The organism is Streptomyces sp. NPDC006529 (genome assembly GCF_040611795.1).
GTDB lineage: Bacteria > Actinomycetota > Actinomycetes > Streptomycetales > Streptomycetaceae > Streptomyces.
Map to the genome: position 1 here is coordinate 184769 of NZ_JBEXPB010000001.1, position 19932 is coordinate 204700.

At 69.3% G+C, this 19932-nt stretch carries 17 protein-coding genes; 9 read left to right on the plus strand and 8 right to left on the minus strand.

Annotated elements, in window-relative coordinates; translation table 11 throughout:
• Window positions 1-132: 132 nt before the first annotated feature.
• Entirely contained in the window at window positions 133-1575 is a 1443-nt protein-coding gene (locus ABZY31_RS00865; protein ID WP_356403190.1) for a CCA tRNA nucleotidyltransferase, read from the plus strand.
• A 63-nt stretch (window positions 1576-1638) separates the two neighbouring features.
• On the opposite strand, the gene ABZY31_RS00870 is transcribed toward ABZY31_RS00865, so the two are convergent.
• The 3 genes from ABZY31_RS00870 to ABZY31_RS00880 all read right to left on the minus strand — a co-directional run bounded on the left by ABZY31_RS00870 (window position 1639) and on the right by ABZY31_RS00880 (window position 4788).
• Complete coding sequence (locus ABZY31_RS00870; RefSeq protein WP_356403193.1) at window positions 1639-2937, minus strand: MFS transporter; 1299 nt, start codon at window positions 2935-2937, stop codon at window positions 1639-1641.
• Between the two features lie 116 nt (window positions 2938-3053).
• On the minus strand, window positions 3054-4136 hold the full coding sequence (locus ABZY31_RS00875) for an inositol-3-phosphate synthase (protein ID WP_356403196.1): 1083 nt from the start codon (window positions 4134-4136) through the stop codon (window positions 3054-3056).
• Between the two features lie 49 nt (window positions 4137-4185).
• Window positions 4186-4788 (minus strand): PadR family transcriptional regulator, encoded by a 603-nt coding sequence (locus ABZY31_RS00880; protein WP_356403199.1) that lies wholly within the window; start codon window positions 4786-4788, stop codon window positions 4186-4188.
• Window positions 4789-5055: 267 nt separating this feature from the next.
• On the opposite strand from ABZY31_RS00880, the gene ABZY31_RS00885 reads away from it, so the two are divergent.
• Both ABZY31_RS00885 and ABZY31_RS00890 read left to right on the plus strand, forming a co-directional pair.
• Window positions 5056-7590, plus strand: a complete 2535-nt coding sequence (locus ABZY31_RS00885; RefSeq protein WP_356403202.1) for a transglycosylase domain-containing protein — start codon at window positions 5056-5058, stop codon at window positions 7588-7590.
• Window positions 7591-7678: 88 nt separating this feature from the next.
• Window positions 7679-9139, plus strand: coding sequence for a glycosyltransferase 87 family protein (locus ABZY31_RS00890; protein ID WP_356403205.1), 1461 nt, complete (start codon window positions 7679-7681; stop codon window positions 9137-9139).
• 87 nt (window positions 9140-9226) lie between these two features.
• Here the strand turns inward: ABZY31_RS00890 and ABZY31_RS00895 are convergent, their stop codons facing one another.
• The 3 genes from ABZY31_RS00895 to ABZY31_RS00905 form a co-directional block, all read right to left on the minus strand.
• Entirely contained in the window at window positions 9227-10258 is a 1032-nt protein-coding gene (locus ABZY31_RS00895; RefSeq protein ID WP_356403208.1) for an alanine racemase, read from the minus strand.
• 59 nt (window positions 10259-10317) lie between these two features.
• Window positions 10318-11436, minus strand: coding sequence for a peptidoglycan bridge formation glycyltransferase FemA/FemB family protein (locus tag ABZY31_RS00900; RefSeq protein ID WP_356403211.1), 1119 nt, complete (start codon window positions 11434-11436; stop codon window positions 10318-10320).
• A 129-nt stretch (window positions 11437-11565) separates the two neighbouring features.
• Entirely contained in the window at window positions 11566-11868 is a 303-nt protein-coding gene (locus ABZY31_RS00905; protein ID WP_356403214.1) for a hypothetical protein, read from the minus strand.
• A 257-nt stretch (window positions 11869-12125) separates the two neighbouring features.
• Between ABZY31_RS00905 and rpsF the strand changes: the two genes are divergently transcribed.
• The 4 genes from rpsF (at window position 12126) to rplI (ending at window position 13836) form a co-directional block, all read left to right on the plus strand.
• Window positions 12126-12416, plus strand: coding sequence for a 30S ribosomal protein S6 (rpsF, locus tag ABZY31_RS00910; RefSeq protein ID WP_004950685.1), 291 nt, complete (start codon window positions 12126-12128; stop codon window positions 12414-12416).
• A gap of 73 nt (window positions 12417-12489) precedes the next feature.
• Entirely contained in the window at window positions 12490-13092 is a 603-nt protein-coding gene (locus tag ABZY31_RS00915; RefSeq protein WP_356403217.1) for a single-stranded DNA-binding protein, read from the plus strand.
• A 42-nt stretch (window positions 13093-13134) separates the two neighbouring features.
• Window positions 13135-13371 (plus strand): 30S ribosomal protein S18, encoded by a 237-nt coding sequence (gene rpsR, locus ABZY31_RS00920; protein WP_003956534.1) that lies wholly within the window; start codon window positions 13135-13137, stop codon window positions 13369-13371.
• 18 nt (window positions 13372-13389) lie between these two features.
• A complete protein-coding gene (gene rplI, locus ABZY31_RS00925; RefSeq protein WP_355408771.1) occupies window positions 13390-13836 on the plus strand; it encodes a 50S ribosomal protein L9 in 447 nt (148 codons plus the stop codon).
• Window positions 13837-14024: 188 nt separating this feature from the next.
• Here rplI and ABZY31_RS00930 read toward each other — a convergent pair whose 3' ends face one another.
• Window positions 14025-15362, minus strand: coding sequence for an MATE family efflux transporter (locus ABZY31_RS00930; protein WP_356403220.1), 1338 nt, complete (start codon window positions 15360-15362; stop codon window positions 14025-14027).
• A 453-nt stretch (window positions 15363-15815) separates the two neighbouring features.
• On the opposite strand from ABZY31_RS00930, the gene dnaB reads away from it, so the two are divergent.
• Both dnaB and ABZY31_RS00940 read left to right on the plus strand, forming a co-directional pair.
• Window positions 15816-17279, plus strand: a complete 1464-nt coding sequence (gene dnaB, locus ABZY31_RS00935) for a replicative DNA helicase (protein ID WP_356403679.1) — start codon at window positions 15816-15818, stop codon at window positions 17277-17279.
• Window positions 17280-17288: 9 nt separating this feature from the next.
• The gene (locus tag ABZY31_RS00940) at window positions 17289-18716 is read left to right on the plus strand and encodes a serine hydrolase domain-containing protein (RefSeq protein ID WP_356403223.1); all 1428 of its coding nucleotides are present in this window, start codon (window positions 17289-17291) and stop codon (window positions 18714-18716) included.
• Here ABZY31_RS00940 and ABZY31_RS00945 read toward each other — a convergent pair whose 3' ends face one another.
• Window positions 18717-19892 (minus strand): winged helix DNA-binding domain-containing protein, encoded by a 1176-nt coding sequence (locus ABZY31_RS00945; RefSeq protein WP_356403226.1) that lies wholly within the window; start codon window positions 19890-19892, stop codon window positions 18717-18719.
• Window positions 19893-19932: the final 40 nt, after the last annotated feature.

Here is a 19932-nt window from a genome sequence, read left to right on the forward strand (position 1 = left end):
GGTAACGAGGCCCGCTGTGCGCGAGTGCCGCGCCTTGCTCCACATGATCGGATCCGCCGGCCGGCCGCGCTGTGCCGGGGTGCCCGTAAAGAAGGAAGCTCCCGCCGGGCGGGGCACGTACCCTTTTCAGTTGTGCCGAACGCCAACGAAGACAACCCCAGTGCCCTGAGTCAGGTGCAGCACCGCGCGGTCAGTGAACTGCTGCGGGTCGCCCCTGTCGCCGATGATCTCGGCCGCCGTTTCCAGGAGGCGGGCTTCAGCCTGGCGCTGGTCGGCGGGTCCGTTCGTGACGCGCTGCTCGGGCGCCTCGGCAACGACCTCGACTTCACCACCGATGCCCGCCCCGAGGACGTACTGAAGATCGTCCGGCCGTGGGCCGACTCCGTCTGGGACGTCGGCATCGCCTTCGGCACGGTCGGAGCGCACAAGGGCGGCTTCCAGATCGAGGTGACCACCTACCGGTCCGAGGCCTACGACCGCACCTCGCGCAAGCCCGAGGTGTCCTACGGCGACTCCATCGAGCAGGACCTGGTCCGCCGGGACTTCACGGTCAACGCGATGGCTCTGGCCCTCCCGCAGCAGCGGTTCATCGATCCGCACGGCGGCCTGGAGGATCTGGAGGCCCGCGTGCTGCGGACCCCCGGCACCCCCGAGGACTCCTTCTCCGACGACCCGCTGCGCATGATGCGGGCCGCCCGTTTCGCCGCGCAGCTGGACTTCGAGGTCGCCCCCGAGGTCGTCGCCGCGATGAAGGCGATGTCCGACCGGATCGAGATCGTCTCGGCCGAGCGGGTGCAGGCGGAGCTGAACAAGCTGCTGCTGTCGGACCGGCCCCGTCAGGGGCTGGCTCTGCTGGTGGAAACGGGCCTGGCCGACCAGGTGCTGCCCGAGCTGCCCGCGCTGCGCTTGGAGAGCGATGAGCACCACCGGCACAAGGACGTCTACGACCACTCCCTGATCGTGTTGGAGCAGGCGATCGACCTGGAGGAGGACGGCCCCGACCTGGTGCTGAGGCTGGCCGCGCTGCTCCACGACATCGGCAAGCCCCGGACCCGCCGCTTCGAGAGCGACGGCCGGGTCTCCTTCCACCACCACGAGATGGTGGGTGCCAAGATGACCAAGAAGCGCATGACGGCGCTCAAGTACTCCAACGACATGGTGAAGGACGTCTCCCGGCTGGTGGAGCTGCACCTGCGCTTCCATGGCTACGGGGCGGGCGAGTGGACGGACTCGGCGGTCCGCCGGTACGTGCGGGACGCGGGGCCGCTGCTGTCGCGGCTGCACAAGCTGACCCGCTCCGACTGCACCACGCGCAACAAGCGCAAGGCCAACGCCCTCTCCCACGCCTACGACGGCCTGGAGGCGCGGATCGCACAGCTCCAGGAGCAGGAGGAGCTGGACTCGATCCGTCCCGACCTCGACGGCAACGAGATCATGCGGGTGCTCGACGTCGGACCCGGCCCGGTGATCGGGAAGGCTTACGCCTTCCTGCTGGAGCTGCGGCTGGAGAACGGCCCGATGGAGCGGGAAGCGGCCGTCGCGGCGCTCAAGGAGTGGTGGGCCGCCGAGAACTGAGCACCGCAGCCCGATGTTTCACGTGAAACGTCGCGGGCGGAGCGCGGGCATTCCAGCGGTCGTTCAGGGGCGATGTTTCACGTGAAACATCGCCCCTGAAGAGTCCGGCTCCCGCCGGATCAGCAGGGCGGCGGTCACCGCGTAGAGCGCGGCGACGCCCAAAATCAGGGGGACGGACTTCCCGTCGAGCGGCAGGATGAGCGAGGCCGCGGCGGCCGCACCGACGAAGGCGACGTTGAAGAGCACGTCGTAGACGGAGAAGATCCGGCCCCTGAACGCGTCGTCGGCCCGGGACTGCACCACCGTGTCGGTGGCGATCTTCGCCCCCTGGGTGGCCGTGCCCAGCACGAAGGCCGCCGCCAGCATCGGTCCGGGCGCGAAGAACAGGCCGAGGCCCGGTACCAGCACGGCCGCTATCGCCGCGCAGAGCATGATCCAGCCCCTGGTCCCGAGCCGCCCCACCCCCCAGGGTGTGATGACGGCAGCGGTGAAGAACCCGGCGCCGGATACCCCGACGGCCACCCCCAGCAGGGCGAGGCCGTCCGACTCGCTGTCCGACCACGCGTAACGGCAGAGGGTCAGCAGGGTCACCGTCAGCGCGCCGTAGCAGAAACGCATCAGGGTCATGGCGGTGAGCGCTCGGGCGGCGTCCCGGCGCTCGTACAGGTGGCGCAACCCCTGGACCATGCCGCGCGCCGTCAGGAGCACGTCCCGAGTCACCGTCGGCTGCCGGTGCACCGGGGTCAGGTCGGGGCCGAGGAGACGGATGTCCAGCCGTAGCGAGACGAGCGCCGCGCACAGGTAGAGCGCGGCGCCGAGGAGCACGACGACCGCGTTGGACTCGGCGGCGAGCAGGCGTACCAGGAAGGCCAGGCCCCCGCCGAGGGTGGCCGCGAGGGTACCGGCGGTCGGTGAGAGGGCGTTGGCGGTCACCAGCTGGTCGGCGCCGACGACCCGCGGCAGCGAGGCCGAGAGCCCGGCCAGGACGAAGCGGTTGACGGCCGTCACCGAGAGCGCGGAGGCGTAGAACAGCCAGTCGGGCACCTGCGCGACGATCAGCATCCCGGTGATGCAGGCGAGGAAGGCCCGCAGCAGGTTGCCGTAGAGGAAGACCTGACGGCGGGGCCAGCGGTCCAGCAGCACTCCGGCGAAGGGTCCGATGGCCGAGTAGGGCAGCAGCAGGACGGCCATGGCGGAGGCGATGGCCGCGGGCGAGGCCTGCTTCTCGGGGGAGAACACCACGTAGGTGGCGAGCGCGACCTGATAGACGCCGTCGGCAGCCTGGGACAACAGCCGCACGGCGAGCAGATTCCGGAAATCCCTCAGGCGCAGCAGTACGCGCAGATCACCTACGACAGGCATGTGGGCAAGGGTCACATACGCGGAGGGTCCCCGGGCACATTGCCTGGGGACCCTCCGCGGAAGAACAGTCGACGTCCAAGTGCCGGTGGCTCCTGGCGCATCGCGCTGTGTCCTGCCTAGCGCTCGACCTCGCCCTTGATGAACTTCTCGACGTTCGCGTAAGCCTCGTCGTCGAAGTACTGCACCGGCGGGGACTTCATGAAGTAGCTCGAAGCCGACAGGATCGGGCCACCGATGCCGCGGTCCTTGGCGATCTTCGCGGCGCGCACGGCGTCGATGATGACACCGGCGGAGTTCGGGGAGTCCCACACCTCGAGCTTGTACTCGAGGTTCAGCGGAACGTCACCGAAGGCGCGACCCTCGAGGCGGACGTAGGCCCACTTGCGGTCGTCGAGCCACGCGACGTAGTCCGACGGACCGATGTGGACGTTCTTCTCGCCCAGCTCGCGGTCGGGGATCTGCGAGGTGACGGCCTGCGTCTTCGAGATCTTCTTGGACTCGAGGCGGTCCCGCTCGAGCATGTTCTTGAAGTCCATGTTGCCGCCCACGTTGAGCTGCATCGTGCGCTCGAGGCGGACACCGCGGTCTTCGAACAGCTTCGCCATCACGCGGTGCGTGATGGTGGCGCCGACCTGCGACTTGATGTCGTCGCCGACGATCGGGACGCCCGCCTCGGTGAACTTGTCCGCCCACTCCTTGGTGCCGGCGATGAAGACCGGAAGGGCGTTGACGAACGCGACCTTGGCGTCGATGGCGCACTGCGCGTAGAACTTCGCGGCGGCCTCGGAACCGACGGGCAGGTAGCAGACCAGAACGTCGACCTGCTTGTCCTTGAGGACCTGGACGATGTCGACCGGCGCCTCGGCGGACTCCTCGATCGTCATCCGGTAGTACTTGCCCAGGCCGTCCAGGGTGTGGCCGCGCTGAACGGTCACGCCCTTGCTGGGGACGTCGCAGATCTTGATCGTGTTGTTCTCGCTGGCGCCGATGGCGTCCGAAAGGTCGAGGCCGACCTTCTTCGCGTCAACGTCGAAGGCGGCAACGAACTCGACGTCGCGGACGTGGTAGTCGCCGAACTGGACGTGCATCAGGCCGGGGACCTTGGCCGCCGGGTCGGCGTCCTTGTAGTACTCGACGCCCTGCACCAGCGAGGCGGCGCAGTTGCCTACGCCGACGATGGCTACGCGAACCGAACCCATTCCGGTTGCTCCCTGTTTGTTCTCGGACGAGGCCTGCGAATGCAGGGCCTCACTTTTCACTTTCACCGGACGGGTCGGATCGTCTGCGATCCCGGCCCGCCCGCTCGCTCGCGATCAGCTCGTTCAGCCAGCGCACTTCGCGCTCCACTGATTCCATACCGTGCCGCTGCAGCTCAAGCGTGTAGTCGTCGAGGCGCTCCCGCGTACGGGCGAGGGAGGTGCGCATCTTCTCCAGGCGCTCCTCCAGCCGGCTGCGGCGGCCCTCCAGCACCCGCATGCGCACGTCCCGTTCGGTCTGACCGAAGAACGCGAAGCGGGCGGCGAAGGACTCGTCCTCCCAGGTATCGGGGCCGGTGTGGGAGAGGAGCTCCTCGAAGTGCTCCTTCCCCTCCGCCGTCAACCGGTAGACGATCTTGGCGCGGCGCCCTGCGAGTGAAGCGGCGAGCGCGTCTTCCAGGGCATTGCCCGGTTCTTCGATCAACCACCCGTTGGCGACGAGCGTCTTGAGGCAGGGATAGAGCGTCCCGTAGCTGAACGCCCGGAACACCCCCAGCGAGGTATTGAGTCGTTTGCGCAGCTCATAGCCGTGCATGGGGGACTCGCGGAGCAGGCCGAGGACAGCGAACTCGAGAATGCCCGATCGCCGGCTCATCCGCCTGCTTCCTCCTCGCCCCTGAGTCTTTATGCCGAGCTGATGTATCGACTCGATACATCCAGACGATAGAACGGGCGGCCCGTTACGACAAGGGGAGGCGTGGTGACCGGCGTCACATCATCAATTCGTGGGAGGCAAGTTGCCTGATTTGGGGTGAACTTCGGCAGTGGTGAGGTTTTGAGCGTGCGTAGTCTGTGCGCCGGGGGAATCCGGAACACGCCTGCCGCTTCCAGGCCACTCGCCTGCCCGAGGAGTAGTCGTTCGATGAGCGAGCACCGCCGCAAACCGCCGCAGCAACAAGGTGGTGGGCGCGCTGCGGCCCGAAGGGCCGCCCAGCAGCGGCCCGGCCGGGGCGCCATGCCCGGGCGTGACGCCCCCACCGCATCGCCCGCGGGTCCGTACGCCGGACAGCCGGTCCACGACAGCCGTGCCGGAGCCCGCCAGGGCGCCCGGGGAGCCGGCGCGGGCCGCGGCGGCAAGGGGCCGGGCCGCAAGGACAAGCGGCTGATCAACTATCCGCGGTCCGACCGGGAGGGCTGGCAGCGCTTCCTGCCCTCCTGGAAGCTGGTCGGTGGCACGGCCCTCGGCTTCTTCGCCATCGTCACGGCCGGGTCGGGCATCGGCATCGCGATGGTGGGCACCCCTGACGCGAACAAGGCCGCCAAGGCCCAGAACAACGTCTTCTACTGGGCCGACGGCAGCCAGATGGTCGCGACCGGTGGTTCGACCAACCGGCAGATCGTGCCCATCGACACGATCCCGCGGTCGATGCGGAACGCCGTGATCGCGGCGGAGAACGAGTCCTTCGAGACGGACAAGGGCGTCGACCCGATGGGCATCGCCCGGGCCGTGGTCAACATGGCGAAGGGCGGCTCCACCCAGGGTGGCTCGACCATCACCCAGCAGTACGTGAAGAACACCTTCCTGGACTCCGACCAGACGCTGAAGCGGAAGGTCACGGAGCTGTTCATCTCGATCAAGCTGGGTGTGACCACGGAGAAGGACACGATCCTCGCGGGCTACCTGAACACGGCGTACTACGGCCGGGACGCCTATGGCATCCAGGCCGCGTCGCGCGCGTACTTCGACAAGGACTGCGACAAGCTGACCCCCTCCGAAAGCGCGTTCCTCGCCTCGGTCCTCAAGGGCCCCAACCTCTACAACCCGGACGGCGGCATCGGCTCCGCGGCCACGCCCGAGGCCAACACCAAGCGCGCGATGGCCCGCTGGGCGTGGGTGCTCGACCGTGAGGTCGCCGTGGGCCGGATGGACCAGGCCGAACGGGACAAGTACCGCGAGTTCCCCAAGCTGGTCGACTCCGCGCAGGCCCGTTCGCTCGGCGGCCAGACCGGCTACCTGGTCGAGACGGCCAAGCAGTACGTGATGAAGGCCCAGGGCATCACCGCCGAACAGATGGCCCTCGGCGGCTACCAGATCACCACCACCTTCCAGAAGCCCAAGGTGGACGCGCTGGTCAAGGCGGTCGAGGACACCCGCAACGGCTTCTTGGACGAGAAGGCGCGGCCCGACTACGACACCTTCGTGCAGTTCGGCGCGGCCTCGGTGGACGTGAAGACCGGCGCCGTCGTCGCCCTCTACGGAGGGCCCGGCTGGGACAAGAAGCACTTCACCAACAACGCCAACACCATCGGCGTCCCGGTCGGCTCCACCTGGAAGCCGTTCGTCCTGGCCGCGGCGCTCGAGTACGGCACCCAGAACTCGCACGGCGAGGGCCTCTCCGTCGACAGCAAGTACAACGGCAACGACCTGGCGGTCATCAACAACCGCGAGGGCAAGCCGCTGCGCTCCGCCGACGGCAAGCCCTTCAAGCAGAAGAACGAGAGCCCCACCCAGTACGGCTACGTGACCCTCAACGAGGCGATGGAGAAGTCCATCAACACGCCGTTCGCCCAGCTCGTCTTCGACGTCGGCCACGACAAGGTGCGCGCAGTGGCCCAGGCCTCCGGCATCCTCAAGGAGTCGATGGACCCGACCGACAACGCGTCGTTCGCCCTCGGTACCTCCACCCCCTCTGCCATCCGCATGGCCGACGCCTACGGCACCTTCGCCGACTCCGGTACCCACCACGAGCCCTTCTCGGTCACCAAGGTGCTCAAGAACGGTACGGAGCTGCCCGGCTTCGCGGCCCCCAAGGCCCAGCGAGCCATGGACAACTCCATCGCGGACAACATCACCAAGGTCCTGCGCAACGTCGTGGAGAACGGCACCGGCACCAAGGCCAAGAAGCTGGGCCGCCCCGCCGCGGGCAAGACCGGCACCACCGACCAGAACAAGTCAGCCTGGTTCGTCGGCTACACCCCGCAGCTGTCGACCGCCGTCACCCTGTTCCGCACCGACCCGAACTCGGCCGACAAGAAGCTGATGTCCATGAACAAGGTGGGCGGTGTCGACTCCATCCACGGTGGTGACATCCCCGCCGTGATCTGGACCGAGTACATGAAGGACGCGCTCAAGGGCGCACCCGAGAAGGACTTCCCCGAGGCCGAGGACATCGGTGTGGTGGCGGACGCCGCGGGCGCTCCGACCCCCACGCCCACCCCGCCCGTCTCGCCCTCCCCGACGGTGTCCCCGTCCCCGACCGTGTCGCCGTCCCCGACGCTCTCGCCCTCCCCGACGGCGGGCGGCAAGCCGAGCTGCAACCCGTGGAAGCTCTACTGCGACCCGGACCCCAGCGGTTCGCCCACCGGGAAGCCCACTCCCACCAAGATCAGGCCCACGCGGCCGGGCAACAGCATCTGGGGACCCTCGGGCGCCGAAACCGACCCCGACACCGGCTGATCCGTCCCGTCCCACCCGTCCGGGGGCCGTCGGATACCGATGCGGCGGCCCCCGGCGCGTGCACAGCCCCGTACGGCAGGATGAGCGCATGACGAAGGTGCACGAGGACCGCCCCGTACTGCCCACCCAGCAGGACGAGGTCGCAGCGGCCGGCAGCGAGCTGCTTGGCGGCCCGATGGGCAGGTACGCACGGCTCGGCGGCCACTGGCTGGGGCCGGTGCGCGTCATCGCCCTGATCGCGATCGGCATGTTCGCGCTCGGCATGGTCCAGAAGCTGCCCTGCTACGACTGGGCGTGGTTCCGCGGCGCGGGCTCGCAGTACACCCACGCGTGCTACTCGGACATCCCGCACCTGTACGTCGTACGCGGCTTCGCCGACGGCCTGACGCCCTACTTCGACCGGCTCACGGGCGATATGCAGTACCTCGAGTACCCCGTGCTCACCGGCCTCTTCATGCAGGTCGCCTCCTGGCTCACGCCCACGGGCGGCTCCATGCAGCACCGCGAGCAGATGTACTGGATGGTCAACGCCGGCATGCTGATGGCCTGCGCTGCCGTCATCGCGGTCTGTGTCGCCCGTACGCACCGCCGCCGCCCCTGGGACGCCCTGCTCTTCGCCCTCGCGCCCGCCTTCGCGCTGACGGCGACCATCAACTGGGACCTGCTCGCCATCGCGCTGACCGCCGCCGGGATGCTCATGTGGTCCCGCGGCCGGGCCCTGGCCTTCGGTGTCCTGATCGGCCTGGCCACCGCCGCCAAGCTCTACCCCGTGCTGCTGCTCGGTCCGTTGTTCGTCCTGTGCTGGCGTGCCGGCAAGTGGCGGGCCTTCGGCCTGGCACTGCTCGGCGCCGTCGCGTCCTGGCTCGTGGTGAACCTGCCCGTGATGCTCTACGCCTGGGACGGCTGGTCGAAGTTCTACACCTTCAGCCAGGAGAGGCCGATCGACTTCGGATCGGTGTGGCTGCTGATCTCCCAGCGCTCCGGATACCCCCTGGAGAACGCCAACACCTACGCGACCGGCCTGACCCTGCTGCTCTGCGGGGCCATCGGCCTCCTCGGCCTCACCGCCCCCCGGCGGCCCCGCTTCGCCCAGCTGGTCTTCCTGGTCGTCGCCGCCTTCATCCTCGTCAACAAGGTCTACTCGCCGCAGTACGTGCTGTGGCTCATCCCGCTGGCCGCCCTCGCCCGCCCGCGCTGGCGGGACATCCTCATCTGGCAGGCGTGCGAGGTCGCGTACTTCCTGGGGATCTGGTTCTACCTCGCCTACACGACCAGCGGCGAGAAGCACCAGGGGCTGCCCATCGAGGGCTACCAGCTGGCCATCGCCGCCCATCTGCTCGGCACGCTCTACCTCTGCGCCGTGATCGTCCGGGACGTCCTGCTGCCCGAACGGGACGTCGTACGCCGGGACGGCTCGGACGACCCCTCGGGCGGCGTCCTGGACGGGGCCGAGGACCGCTTCACGCTCACCCACGCCACGAGGGCGCCGCTCGCAGCGACGCCCTCGGAGGGACAGCGGGTGGTCGAGTGGGGGAGCCCCCGGGACTAGGGCGTGTTTTAAAAGTAGCGTCGGACGCCCGGAGGTCGCAGGCCAGGCGGGACTTTTAAAACACGCCCTAGGGGGCCCCGCCGCTCCTCAGGCGTCGAGCGCCCGGTCGAACTGGGTCGTGGTGTGCCGCAGGTGGGCCACCAGCTCGTCGCCCACGCGCGGCTCGGTCGCGTCCGACGGCACGAAGAGGATCGACACCTGCATGTGCGGGGGCTCCGCGAACCAGCGCTGCTTGCCCGCCCACACGAACGGGGACAGGTTCCTGTTCACGGTGGCCAGCCCCGCCCGTGCGACCCCCTTGGCGCGGGGCATCACCCCGTGCAGGGCCTTGGGAGCCTCCAGGCCCACCCCGTGCGAGGTGCCGCCCGCCACGACGACGAGCCAGCCGTCCGAGGCGGCCTTCTGCTGGCGGTAGCCGAAGCGGTCGCCCTTGGCGACGCGCGTGACGTCGAGGACGGCACCCCGGTACTGGGTCGCCTCGTGGTCGCCCAGCCACAGCCGGGTACCGATCCGGGCCCGGAACCGGGTCTGCGGGAACTGCTGGCGCAGCCGCGTCAGCTCCTCGGCCCGCAGGTGGCTGACGAACATCGTGTGCAGCGGCAGCCTGGCCGAGCGCAGCCGGTCCATCCACGAGATGACCTCCTCGACGGCGTCCGAGCCGTCGGGGCGGTCCAGCGGGAGGTGGAGCGCGAAGCCCTCCAGCCGTACGTCCTCGATCGCCGCGTGCAGCTGGCCCAGGTCGTGTTCGGAGATCCCGTGGCGGCGCATCGAGCTCATGCACTCGATGACGACGCGCGCGCCGACCAGCCCGCGCACCCCGTCCACCGAGGACACCGAGCGGATGACCCGGTCGGGCAGCGGCACGGGCTCCTCGCCGCGCCGGAACGGGGTCAGGACCAGCAGGTCGCCGCCGAACAGGTCCTTGATTGCGGCGGCCTCGTACGTCGTCCCTACGGCCAGGATGTCGGCGCCCATGCGGGTCGCCTCCTCGCACAGCCGCTCGTGGCCGAAGCCGTAGCCATTGCCCTTGCAGACCGGGATCAGTCCGGGGAACTGATCCTGGATCTGCTTCTGGTGCGCACGCCAGCGCGCGGTGTCGACGTAGAGCGTGAGCGCCATGCCCGTCCGGAACCTCTCTAGAAAAGAACTGCGCGGTGCAGCGGGGAGTGGGGTGGGGATCAGCGGCGGGACATGTAGATGTCCAGCGCCTTGTGCAGCATCTTGTTGAGCGGGAAGTCCCATTCGCCGACGTACTCGACGGCCTCGCCGCCCGTGCCGACCTTGAACTGGATCAGGCCGAACAGGTGGTCGTTCTCGTCCAGGGTGTCGCTGATGCCGCGCAGGTCGTAGACGCTCGCGCCGAGTGCGTACGCGTCGCGCAGCATGCGCCACTGCATCGCGTTCGACGGGCGGACCTCGCGCTTGTGGTTGGCGGATGCGCCGTAGGAGTACCAGACGTGCTGGCCGACGGTGAGCATCGTGGCGGCGGCCAGCGGCTCCCCCTCGTGCGTGGCGATGTACAGCCGCATCCGGTTCGGGTCCTCGGAGTTGAGGGCCGTCCACTGGCGCTGGAAGTAGCTGAGGGGACGCGGGCGGAACTTGTCGCGCTCGGCGGTGATCTCGTAGAGGTGCTGCCAGGTGGGCAGGTCCTCGTAGCCGCCCTGGACGACCTCGACGCCGGCCTTCTCGGCCTTCTTGATGTTGCGGCGCCACAGCTGGTTGAAGCCCTTGAGGACGTCGTCCAGGGAGCGTTCGGCGAGCGGCACCTGGAAGACGTAGCGCGGCTGGACGTCACCGAAACCGGCGCCGCCGTCCTCGGCCTGCTGCCAGCCCATGCGGCGCAGCTTGTCGGACACCTCGAAGGCACGCGGCTCGATGACCGAAGCCTCCACGTCGCGCAGGCGCTTGACGTCGGGGTCCTGGATGCCGGCCTTGATGGCCGTCGAGTTCCAGCGGCGGATGACGACGGGCGGGCCCATCTTCACGGTGAAGGCGCCCTGCTGCTTGAGGTGCGCCAGCATCGGCTGGAGCCATTCCTCGAGATTCGGGGCGTACCAGTTGATGACGGGGCCCTCGGGAAGGTACGCGAGGTAGCGCTTGACCTTGGGCAGCTGCCGGTACAACACCAGTGCGGCACCGACGAGTTCACCGGCGTTGTCGAACCAGCCGAGGTTCTCCGAACGCCACTCGTTCTTCACGTCGGCCCACGCCGGAACCTGGCAGTGGCTCGCCGAGGGCAGGCTCTGGAGGTATGCCAGATGCTGCTCTCGGCTGATGGTCCTCAGGGACAGGCTCATGCGGGGCGTCTCCTAGGCGGCTTCGCTGGCTATGGCGCGAAGCCTACTGCGACAAGGGCGCCACCCATCTGGGGGACGGACCCGGTCCGGGCCGGCGGTCGGCCGACGCCCCGTCGCGGAGGTGCCCGGCTACCCGAAGAGACCGCCGTGTGCCATGGCGAGATAGAACCCGACCGCAGCGGCTCCCAGGCCGACGATCAGTGCGAAGCGCTCGCGTGTCGTGGCCGAGATGAACTGTCCGTAGGCGCCGGTGAGGATGCCGATCAGTCCGGTCCACGAGCTGAGCAGGTGCAGGTTGTGGAAGAACGCCGTGACGAACGCCACGACGCCGAGGATCAGAGTGACCGCCACAAGGGTGTCCTGCAGCGGGTGGGGCTTCCCGTCGGTGGAGAACAGCGAGATGGACGACTGGGGCCGCATTGCCTGTGCCATCGGAAAGGCACCTCCTGGCTGACGCAGAGCGGTGCTGCGGCGTTGCCGTCCGGCGGAGCCGGGGGCATAGCACCGAGCACACCCGATGGGTACAGAGTGTGGCCTCCTGGTGCCGGATTTCAACCGGAAGGAGGTGAGCAGGTACTCTGTACGGTCTGCACCTGTGTCCGTTCACTCGGACGCGGTGCCGATACGCATCACGACCCTCCTGCCACGGAACGACCGTGGCCGCTGAGTCCAAAGGAGGTGGGTTCCACATGCGTCACTACGAAGTGATGGTCATCCTCGACCCCGATCTCGAGGAGCGCGCTGTCTCCCCGCTGATCGAGAACTTCCTTTCTGTCGTCCGTGAGGGCAACGGAAAGGTCGAGAAGGTCGACACCTGGGGCCGTCGTCGTCTCGCTTACGAGATCAAGAAGAAGCCCGAGGGCATCTACTCGGTCATCGACCTTCAGGCCGAGCCTGCGGTCGTCAAGGAGCTCGACCGACAGATGAACCTGAACGAGTCGGTCCTCCGGACCAAGGTCCTCCGTCCCGAGACCCACTGAACCTCCCAGTTCAGCGGTAATCGGGATTTCGAGTAGCACAAGCAGCCAGCAAAACCCGCCGAGAGGTTCATCCATGGCAGGCGAGACCGTCATCACGGTCGTCGGCAATCTCGTCGACGACCCCGAGCTGCGCTTCACCCCCTCGGGTGCGGCGGTCGCGAAGTTCCGTGTCGCGTCCACCCCCCGCACCTTCGACCGCCAGACCAATGAGTGGAAGGACGGCGAAAGCCTGTTCCTGACCTGCTCGGTGTGGCGGCAGGCGGCCGAGAACGTCGCGGAGTCCCTTCAGCGGGGCATGCGTGTCGTCGTTCAGGGCCGGCTGCGCCAGCGGTCCTACGAGGACCGTGAGGGTGTCAAGCGCACGGTCTACGAGCTGGACGTCGAGGAAGTCGGCCCCAGCCTGAAGAACGCCACGGCCAAGGTCACCAAGACCACGGGACGCGGCGGCCAGGGCGGCTACGGCGGCGGTGCCGGCGGTCAGCAGGGCGGCGGCGGTGGCAACTGGGGCGGAGCCCCCAGTGCGGCCCCTCAGGGCGGCGGAGCACCTTCCGACGACCCTTGGGCTTCCAGCGCACCGGCCGGCGGCCAGCCGCAGCAGGGCGGCGGCGGGGGCGGCTGGGGCGGAAGCTCCGGCGGCTCCAGCGGCGGTGGCTACTCGGACGAGCCGCCCTTCTAAGGGCAGCTCTACCCCACTTCTTGATCACACAGGAGAGACACAATGGCGAAGCCGCCTGTGCGCAAGCCTAAGAAGAAGGTCTGCGCGTTCTGCAAGGACAAGACCGTGTACGTGGACTACAAGGACACGAACATGCTGCGGAAGTTCATTTCCGACCGCGGCAAGATCCGTGCCCGCCGCGTCACCGGCAACTGCACGCAGCACCAGCGTGACGTCGCCACGGCAGTCAAGAACAGCCGTGAGATGGCGCTGCTGCCCTACACGTCCACCGCGCGATAAGGAAAGGGTGACCGAATAATGAAGATCATCCTGACCCACGAGGTCTCTGGCCTCGGAACGGCCGGCGACGTCGTAGACGTCAAGGACGGCTACGCTCGCAACTACCTGGTCCCGCGCGGTTTCGCGATCCGCTGGACCAAGGGTGGCGAGAAGGACGTGGCGCAGATCCGCCGCGCCCGCAAGATCCACGAGATCGCGACCATCGAGCAGGCCAACGAGTTCAAGGCCAAGCTCGAGGGCGTGAAGGTGCGTCTGGCCACCCGTTCGGGTGACACCGGCCGCCTCTTCGGCTCCGTAACCCCGGCCGACATCGCCACGGCGATCGAGGCTTCCGGTGGTCCCAAGGTCGACAAGCGCCGCGTTGAGCTGGCGTCCCCGATCAAGACCCTCGGTTCGTACCAGGTCTCCGTGCGTCTGCACGCCGAGGTCGTCGCGAACCTTGGTGTCGAGGTCGTCGCCGCCTAAGTGCCGCGCACGAAGGGCCGCACCCCTCGGGGTGCGGCCCTTCGTCGTTTCCAGGCGGAACGGGCGCCCTGCGGCGGCGTACGTTTCACGTGAAACACGCTGTTTCACGTGAAACGGAGCGTTTCACGTGAAACATCGGCGGTGCGGGGAGGCCCGAGTCGGCCGGGAAGGCCCGGCATGGGGAGCCGTCAGCGCGCGGCGCCCGTGACCAGCCAGCGGCCGGAGCGGGCCCGCAGCTGGAGGGTGACCATCCGGACCAGCATCATCAGCGTCATCGCCCACCAGAGGGTGGTGAGGCCCCCGCCGACGCGCGGGACGAGCAGGGCGGCCGGGGTGAAGACGGCCAGCGTGACGACCATGGCTCCGGCCAGGTAGCGGCCGTCGCCGGCGCCCATCAGGACTCCGTCGAGGACGAAGACGATGCCCGAGACCGGCTGTGAGAGGGCGACGACCAGCAGGGCGGGCAGCAGGGCGTCCTTGACCGTGGCGTCACCGGTGAAGAGCGGTACGAAGAGCGGTCGCGCCGCGATGACCAGGATGCCGAGGACCACTCCCGAGGCGACGCCCCACTGCACCATGCGGCGGCACACGGCCCTGGCCCCCTCGGTGTCCCCCGCGCCCAGGTAACGGCCGATGATGGCCTGCCCGGCGATGGCGATCGCGTCCAGCGCGAAGGCGAGCAGGCTCCACAGGGACAGCAGGATCTGGTGGGCCGCGATCTCGGCGTCGCCCAGTCGGGCCGCCACGGCGGTCGCGATCATCAGGACGGCCCGGAGCGACAGGGTCCGCACCAGGAGGGGCACACCGGCTTGTGCGCAGGCCCGGATGCCGGCGGCATCCGGCCGCAGGGAGGCGTGGTGGCGCCGGGCCCCCCGGACCACGACGATCAGGTACGCGGCGGCCATGGCGCACTGGGCGATGACCGTGCCCCAGGCGGATCCCGCGATGCCGAGCCCCGCTCCGTAGACCAGGGCGACGTTCAGGCCTCCGTTGAGGGCGAAGCCGCCGATGGCCACGTACAACGGGGTTCGCGTGTCCTGGAGTCCGCGGATCACGCCGGTGGCGGCCAGGACCATGAGCATGGCCGGGATGCCGAGGGCCGAGATGCGCAGATAGGTGACGGCGTAGGGGGCCACGGTGTCCGAGGCGCCGAAGAGGGAGATCAGCCAGGGAGCGGTGGGCAGGACGACCGCGACCACCACGGCGCCGAGCAGCAGGGCGAGCCAGATGCCGTCCATGCCCTGCCGGATGGCGGCCTGGAGGTCGCCCGCGCCGACCCGGCGCGCGACCGCCGCGGTGGTGGCGTAGGCCAGGAAGACGAAGACGCTCACGGCGGTCGTCAAGAGTGCGGCGGCGACCCCGAGACCGGCGAGCTGAGGGGTGCCGAGGTGCCCCACGATGGCACTGTCGGCCATGACGAAGAGGGGTTCGGCGACGAGGGCGCCGAAGGCGGGGAGCGCGAGTGCGAAGATCTCGCGGTCGTGCCCTCTCGGGGCAGCCTTCGGAGTCTCGGGGGCCTGTGTCATGGGCTCAATCTAATCTTCCACAGGTAATGGATGCAAGCCCCTACTGAGCCTTACTGACACGCTGACTTGGGCGTTCTTCCCACCCCTTTGGAGGCGATCTCGGAACGGAGGCGAAGAATTTTCTTCCCCGCAGGCCGTGAAAGATGAAAGGGCAGGTCAGATGGGGTCACGGGGTGGGTCGGGTGATTTTGTCCACAGCTCCGTCCCCCGGTCCGTACACAGCTTCCGGGGAGTTACCCACAGCATTGGGCCCGTCATCCACATCTCATCCACACAGCCTGTGGATAACAAGATTGGCTGACGTCGCCGGCGGCTCTACCGTGGTGCGTTGCCCGACGCGCCGAGAGCCGGTCCGGGCGCCCCAAATGTCAGAGCCGTGTCGTAGAAAGAGTCGGCACGGCAAGGTCCGCTTTGCGGACGGGAGGAGGCGGCCCGGTGAGCAGTCCCGAGCCCATGGACGACCCTTGGGCCGACAGCGGTCCAGGTGACCGTCTGCCCGCCCGTCCGCGCCGTGGTGGCGAAGGCCGCGGCCGCGGGGACGAGCAGCCCGAGCGGGGCCGCGAGGGCGGTTCCTGGGACGGTGGCGGCAGTGGCTTCGAGCGGGTCCCGCCCCAGGACCTCGACGCCGAGCAGTCGGTCCTCGGCGGCATGCTGCTTTCGAAGGACGCGATCGCCGATGTGGTCGAGGTGCTCAAGGGGCACGACTTCTACCGCCCCTCCCACGAGACGATCTACCAGGCGATCCTCGACCTGTACGCGAAGGGAGAGCCCGCCGACCCCATCACGGTCGGCGCGGAGCTGACCCGGCGCGGCGAGATCAGCAAGGTCGGCGGTGCCTCGTACCTCCACACGCTGGTCCAGTCCGTGCCGACGGCGGCCAACGCGGAGTACTACGCGGAGATCGTCCACGAGCGGGCCGTCCTGCGACGGCTCGTCGCGGCGGGCACGAAGATCACGCAGATGGGATACGCGGCCGACGGGGACGTCGACGAGATCGTCAACAGCGCCCAGGCCGAGATCTACGCCGTCACAGAGCAGCGGACCTCCGAGGACTACCTGCCGCTCGGCGACATCATGGAGGGCGCCCTCGACGAGATCGAGGCCATCGGCTCGCGCAGCGGGCAGATGTCCGGTGTGCCCACCGGCTTCACCGACCTGGACTCGCTGACGAACGGGCTGCACCCCGGCCAGATGATCGTCATCGCGGCACGCCCGGCCATGGGCAAGTCGACCCTGGCCCTGGACTTCGCCCGTGCCTGCTCCATCAAGAGCAACCTGCCCAGCGTGATCTTCTCCCTCGAAATGGGACGCAACGAGATCGCCATGCGCCTCCTCTCAGCGGAAGCCCGGGTCGCGCTCCACCACATGCGCTCGGGCACCATGACCGACGACGACTGGACCCGGCTGGCCCGCCGGATGCCGGACGTCTCCGCCGCCCCGCTGTACATCGACGACTCCCCCAACCTGTCGATGATGGAGATCCGTGCGAAGTGCCGCCGGCTCAAGCAGCGAAACGATCTGTCACTCGTCGTCATCGACTACCTGCAGCTCATGCAGTCCGGCGGCTCCCGGCGTCCCGAGAGCCGTCAGCAGGAGGTCTCGGACATGTCCCGAAACCTCAAGCTGCTGGCAAAGGAGCTGGAGGTGCCGGTGATCGCGCTGTCCCAGCTGAACCGTGGTCCCGAACAGCGCACCGACAAGAAGCCGATGGTCTCCGACCTGCGAGAGTCCGGCTCCATCGAGCAGGACGCCGACATGGTGATCCTGCTGCACCGCGAGGACGCCTACGAGAAGGAGTCCCCCCGGGCCGGAGAGGCGGACCTGATCGTGGCCAAGCACCGCAACGGTCCGACGGCGACGATCACAGTCGCTTTCCAGGGCCATTATTCGCGGTTCGTGGACATGGCCAACACCTAGAGTCGGATCATGACTTCCGCAGGTACAGCAGACACAGCAGGTCCGTTCGGCGCGGCAGGTACGTCCGACGAGCGGGACCTGCTCCCTTCGACCCGGCGGGCACTGCTGCACCGCATCGCCGTCGCCCAGAGCGAGGGACGGGTGCCGTCGCTCGTGGCCGCGGTGGTCCGCGGCGGCGAGATCGTGTGGGAGGGCTCCCGCAGTTGTGTGGACGGGCACGGGCCCGACGGTGACGTGCAGTACCGGGTGGGTTCGATCAGCAAGACCTTCACCGCCGTGCTCGTGCTGCGGCTGCGCGACGAAGGCCTGCTGAACCTCGAGGACCCGTTGGAGAAGCACCTCCCGGGCACGGGGGCGGGCGAGGTGACCATCGCTCAGCTGCTCGCCCACACGGGTGGGCTGGCGGCGGAAACTCCGGCTCCGTGGTGGGAGCGCACCCCGGGCGCGCTGCGGCCCGAGCTGGCGGACGTCCTGGGGGAGGAGCCGTTCCGGCACGTGCCCGGCCGGCGCCACCATTACTCCAACCCGGGGTACACCCTGCTCGGTTCGCTGGTGGAGGCGGTGCGCGGGAAGCCGTGGGCCGAGGTGCTCCACGACGAGGTGCTGCGGCCGCTGGGGCTGGAGCGGACCAGTGTGCATCCGCAGGCCCCGCACGCGGGCGGCTGGGCCGTGCACCCCTGGGCGGACGTGATGCTGCCGGAGCCCCTGGAAGACCTGGGGCTCATGGCGCCCGCCGGGCAGCTCTGGTCCACGGCCCGGGATCTGGCTCGGTTCGCCGTCTTCCTCACGCGGGGCGACGAGCGGGTGCTGGCCGCGGAGACGGTGCGCGAGATGCGGACGGCGGCCTCGCCGCCCGAGCCGGGCGTCGCGGAGGGCGGGTACGGCCTGGGCATGCAACTGACGGCTTCCGGCGGGCGCTCCCTGGCGGGGCACAGCGGCTCGCTCCCGGGCTTCGTCGCCTGCCTGTGGACGAGCGAGACGGACGACCTCGCCGTGGTCGCCCTGGCGAACGGCACCTCCGGCTTGCCGGTCTCCCTGCTCGCCGCCGAGCTGCTGGGCATCGTGGCAGACGCGGAGCCGCGGATCCCGGAGCCCTGGAAGCCCTTCCGGGAGGCCGATGAGGTGGCTCTGGAGCTGACCGGCCCCTGGTACTGGGGCACGGCCCCGCACGTGCTCCGGTTGAACGCGGACGGAAGTCTGGCGCTCGGTCCCGTGGCGGCGACCGGACGGGCGGCCCGCTTCCGGGCCGCCGGTGACGGGAACTGGATCGGAGTGAGCGGCTACCACGCCGGCGAGACCCTGCGCGCGGTGCGCCGGGCGGACGGATCGGTGAGCCACCTGGACATCGGGTCGTTCGTCTTCACGCGGGCGCCCTACGATCCGGCCGCGCCGGTCCCCGGGGGCGTCGACCCCCAGGGGTGGCGGGGCGTCGGCTGATCAGCCGACGAGTTCGCGTTCCAGTGGGGTGCGAAAGCGCGGGGTGACGCGTGCGTCGCCCACCCACCGGGCCAGCCTCTGCGCCTCGGCGGTGACCGCCCGCTCGGCCGCACGGCCCCGGTCCTCCAGCAGCTTCCAGACCACCTCTCCGTCCGCCCGCTGGGCCCAACCCCCCACGATCTCGCCGTTCCACCACACCGTGGGACCGATGTTCCCGGCGTAGTCGAAGAGGGCGGTGCGGTGGGCCGGATCGAGCTGGAAGCGGCGGTCGGCCCACCCCATGCCACTGGGGTCGAGCGCGGGCAGCAGGGCTGCCCAGGGCTCGGGCGCCGCCTTGGGCCCGGAGTCTGCGGCGGCGACGAGAGCGGTCCCACCGTCGTCGAGACGTACCTCTTCGGTCCCGGCGGCGGCCAGGGCCTTGCGCACGTCCGAGAGGTTCCACCCGGTCCACCACTTGAGGTCGGCCTCGGTGGCCGGTCCGTAGGCGTACAGCCAGCGCCGGGCCAGTTCGGCGCGTGCCTCGGCCGCGGGTACGGGCGCCCAGGGCTCCGTGTGGACCCAGCGGTACTGGCTGGACGTCCAGGAACCACGGGGCCGGTCCCGGCGGATGCGCCCGTCGGCGGCCAGCAGCCGGATCACCCGGGTGGTCACGCCGGTCTCCGCCTCGTACTTCTTTCCGCGTCCGACGGTGATCTTCTGGCGCAGGGCGGGCACCGCGGCGGAGAGTTGGCTTCCTGTCGAGGGGCCGTGGGCGTCCAGGGCGGCGAGGGCCGCGGCCTCCACATCGGCGAGCCACTCGGCGTCCAGTCCCTGGCCGTCCTCCGCGAGGTGCTTGAGCAGGCTGCGCCGCTCCTTGAGGGCGATCGCCCGCGCCGTGGAGGAGTCGACGTAGGGGGCGCACTCCCGCGAGACGGCGAAGAGCGTGTTGCGCATGCTGAGCAGGCGGACGAGGCTCACGTCCTCGTAGAGGGCCTGCTCGATGGTGTCGGGCCCGCAGTTGAGCAGGCGTGCGCGGGCGGAGAGGAAGACGGTCGCCGCGTCGGTGGCGTGCAGGGCGACCACGGCGTCCGCCGCTTCCGCCACCGTGGTGGCGCGGGTGGAGGGCGCGAGACGGTGCCGACGGCCGAGCCGGTGACGGCGGTCGGCGGTGGTGACGAGGGGGAGGCTGCGGCTCATCCTCGGGATGGTAGGCCGGGCCACCGACAGGGGCCCGGCC

Excerpts from the sequence above, each read along its gene's own strand:
- ABZY31_RS00870 (WP_356403193.1), bottom strand. The coding sequence starts at position 2,937 with ATGCCTGTCGTAGGTGATCTGCGCGTACTGCTGCGCCTGAGGGATTTC.
- ABZY31_RS00875 (WP_356403196.1), bottom strand. The coding sequence starts at position 4,136 with ATGGGTTCGGTTCGCGTAGCCATCGTCGGCGTAGGCAACTGCGCCGCC.
- ABZY31_RS00880 (WP_356403199.1), bottom strand. The coding sequence starts at position 4,788 with ATGAGCCGGCGATCGGGCATTCTCGAGTTCGCTGTCCTCGGCCTGCTC.
- ABZY31_RS00885 (WP_356403202.1), top strand. The coding sequence starts at position 5,056 with ATGAGCGAGCACCGCCGCAAACCGCCGCAGCAACAAGGTGGTGGGCGC.
- ABZY31_RS00890 (WP_356403205.1), top strand. The coding sequence starts at position 7,679 with ATGACGAAGGTGCACGAGGACCGCCCCGTACTGCCCACCCAGCAGGAC.
- ABZY31_RS00895 (WP_356403208.1), bottom strand. The coding sequence starts at position 10,258 with ATGGCGCTCACGCTCTACGTCGACACCGCGCGCTGGCGTGCGCACCAG.
- ABZY31_RS00900 (WP_356403211.1), bottom strand. The coding sequence starts at position 11,436 with ATGAGCCTGTCCCTGAGGACCATCAGCCGAGAGCAGCATCTGGCATAC.
- ABZY31_RS00905 (WP_356403214.1), bottom strand. The coding sequence starts at position 11,868 with ATGGCACAGGCAATGCGGCCCCAGTCGTCCATCTCGCTGTTCTCCACC.
- rpsF (WP_004950685.1), top strand. The coding sequence starts at position 12,126 with ATGCGTCACTACGAAGTGATGGTCATCCTCGACCCCGATCTCGAGGAG.
- ABZY31_RS00915 (WP_356403217.1), top strand. The coding sequence starts at position 12,490 with ATGGCAGGCGAGACCGTCATCACGGTCGTCGGCAATCTCGTCGACGAC.
- rpsR (WP_003956534.1), top strand. The coding sequence starts at position 13,135 with ATGGCGAAGCCGCCTGTGCGCAAGCCTAAGAAGAAGGTCTGCGCGTTC.
- rplI (WP_355408771.1), top strand. The coding sequence starts at position 13,390 with ATGAAGATCATCCTGACCCACGAGGTCTCTGGCCTCGGAACGGCCGGC.
- ABZY31_RS00930 (WP_356403220.1), bottom strand. The coding sequence starts at position 15,362 with ATGACACAGGCCCCCGAGACTCCGAAGGCTGCCCCGAGAGGGCACGAC.
- dnaB (WP_356403679.1), top strand. The coding sequence starts at position 15,816 with ATGGACGACCCTTGGGCCGACAGCGGTCCAGGTGACCGTCTGCCCGCC.
- ABZY31_RS00940 (WP_356403223.1), top strand. The coding sequence starts at position 17,289 with ATGACTTCCGCAGGTACAGCAGACACAGCAGGTCCGTTCGGCGCGGCA.
- ABZY31_RS00945 (WP_356403226.1), bottom strand. The coding sequence starts at position 19,892 with ATGAGCCGCAGCCTCCCCCTCGTCACCACCGCCGACCGCCGTCACCGG.